This is a genomic window from Mesorhizobium sp. M7A.T.Ca.US.000.02.2.1, assembly GCF_003996995.1.
Classification (GTDB): domain Bacteria; phylum Pseudomonadota; class Alphaproteobacteria; order Rhizobiales; family Rhizobiaceae; genus Mesorhizobium.
The window spans coordinates 1-2,135 of the sequence record NZ_RZTT01000662.1 but is presented as its reverse complement, the minus strand read 5'-3'; the positions used below and the strand labels follow the sequence as shown (position 1 = coordinate 2,135).

The 2,135-nt window shown below is 64.2% G+C and carries 3 protein-coding genes; 1 reads left to right on the top strand and 2 read right to left on the bottom strand.

The window, feature by feature from the left end; all coding sequences use genetic code 11:
• Position 1: 1 nt before the first annotated feature.
• Positions 2 to 643 carry a branched-chain amino acid ABC transporter permease gene (locus EOD15_RS33230; protein WP_127409238.1) on the bottom strand — a complete coding sequence of 214 codons (642 nt, stop codon included), beginning with the start codon at positions 641 to 643 and terminating at the stop codon, positions 2 to 4.
• Position 644: 1 nt separating this feature from the next.
• Positions 645 to 1,562, bottom strand: a complete 918-nt coding sequence (locus tag EOD15_RS33225; protein WP_023809431.1) for a branched-chain amino acid ABC transporter permease — start codon at positions 1,560 to 1,562, stop codon at positions 645 to 647.
• Between the two features lie 193 nt (positions 1,563 to 1,755).
• On the opposite strand from EOD15_RS33225, the gene EOD15_RS33220 reads away from it, so the two are divergent.
• On the top strand, positions 1,756 to 2,135 hold a 380-nt coding region (locus tag EOD15_RS33220; RefSeq protein ID WP_148129787.1), incomplete at its 3' end, for an ABC transporter substrate-binding protein.

Genomic DNA, 2,135 nt, shown 5'->3' with positions numbered 1-2,135 from the left:
CCTATCTCGCGCTCGTCACCATCGCCTTCGGCGTCGTGGTCCAGCTGAAATTGTTCAGCAATTGCTGGACCACGACGCCGAAGGCGATGGTGACGAGCGCGAGATAGGTGTCGCGCGTGCGCATCGACGGGATGCCGATGATGAAACCGAACAGGGTCGCCGCCAGCGCCGCGACCGGCAGCGTCAGCCAGAAGCTGACGCCGAAATTGATCGCCAGCAGCGCCGACACGTAGGCGCCGATGCCGTAGGAAGCGCCGGTGGCGAAGTTCGGAATGTTGGCGCTGCCGAGCTGGAAATTGAGCGCCAGCGCCAGCACCGCATAAAGCTCGGCGACGATCAGCAGATGGAGGATATAGGTGTTGGATCCGACGAAGAACGGAAAGGCCAGCACGATGACCGCCGCAGTGATCATCGCCACGAGCGGAACCCGGGCAAAGCTCGCCAACGCATAGTCGGCGATCCACGGCAGCCTCTCCAGCAGATAGAAACCGAGGCCGAGCAAGGCCAGCAGGCCGACCACCTGCCAGCCGCCGTCGACTCTGAGGATGAGGTACAGGAACGCTGCCCCGATGATTTGCGAGGCGATGGCGAAGACCGTGGCCGCGGCTATGCCCGGCACGTCGGGTGAAGCACGACCCTGCATGCTAGACTTTCTCCATGACGGTGCGCCCAAGCAGGCCGGCGGGGCGGAAGATGAGCACGGCGATGACCAGCAGGAAGACGAAGACCAGCCGGTAGGAAGCGCCGTCCGGCACGAATGTCTGCGCCAGCACTTCGATGCCGGCAATGATCAGTCCGCCCAGTATGGCGCCCGGCATCGAGCCGAGGCCGCCGATGACCGCGGCGGAAAAGCCGAGCAGGCCGGCCATGACGCCGAAGTCGAACCGTGTCACGCCGGCATAGCTTGCGAACAGAAGTCCAGCGATGGCGCCGATAGCCGAGGCAATGAAGAACGTCGCACGGAAGACGCGTGCATCGCGGATGCCCATCATGCGCGCCACGACCCGGTCCTCCGAGGCCGCCCGGATGCGCAGCCCGAGCGGGGTCATGCGCAGGAAGACAAACAGCATGGCAACCAGCGCGACGGTCAGCACCACCACCAGCAGCGCGAACCAGCTGATGGCAACGCCGGAGATTTCGAAAGCCATGCCCGACACCAGGCGCGGGAAGGCATGCGGGTTCGATCCCTGCGGATAGAGATGGCGGATCAGCTCGCGGATGACGATGCCGAGCGCCACGGTCGCCACCAGCGCCATCATGGCGGGCGCATCGCGGAAGCGCCTGATGACCACCTTGTCCAGCAGGACGCCGATCAAACCGACGGCGAGCACGGCGACCGGAACCGCAAGCACCAGCCAGGCGGGCCCCGAGGCGCCAAGAGCGGTCGCCAACGCCTGGGCAAGCGCCAGCGTGATGAACGGCGCCGTCATCGCGACATCGCCGTGCGAGAAATGAATGACGTTCAAGACACCGAAGATCAGGCTGAATCCGATCGCCAGCAAGGCATAGATGCAGCCAAGGGTTATCCAGTTCACCAGTTGCTGGACAAGCAGTTCCGCCATGCGGTCGGTCTCTCGATTGAAGCCGACAGGTATCAATCGCCATCCCGGGCGGACAGAACGAATCTCCGAACTCACGAGTCACAATTTCCGAATTTCGTCACTGAATACGCGCCCGTACACTGATGATCAGCCGACGATCACGATCGGCCGGGTCGCTACGACGGCGGCAGATAATTCTGTTTGAGGTGGAACCATGCAAAACAGGCGCAGTGCGCTTATCCGCGTATCGTCAATTCTGGCCGGCTCTCTGTTTGCCATCGCCCTGGGCGCCGCCCAGGCGCAGGCCGACCAGATCAAGCTCGGCTTCATCGGGCCGCTCTCCGGCGGCAACGCCCAGCAGGGCCTCGGCGCCCGCAACGGCTTCCTGCTCGCCATCGAGCAGGCCAATGCCAGCGGCTATCCGCACCAGGTGGAAGGCGTCGTGCTCGATGACGCCTCCGATCCGGCCGTCGGCGTTTCGGCGGCGCAGAAGCTGGTCAACGATCCCGCGGTGGTCGCGGCAACGGGGCATTGGAACAGCTCGGTCGCGTTGGCGACGATCCCGGTCTTCAACCGCTCGCAGATGCCGTTCAT

Excerpts from the sequence above, each read along its gene's own strand:
- EOD15_RS33230 (WP_127409238.1), bottom strand. The coding sequence starts at position 643 with ATGCAGGGTCGTGCTTCACCCGACGTGCCGGGCATAGCCGCGGCCACG.
- EOD15_RS33225 (WP_023809431.1), bottom strand. The coding sequence starts at position 1,562 with ATGGCGGAACTGCTTGTCCAGCAACTGGTGAACTGGATAACCCTTGGC.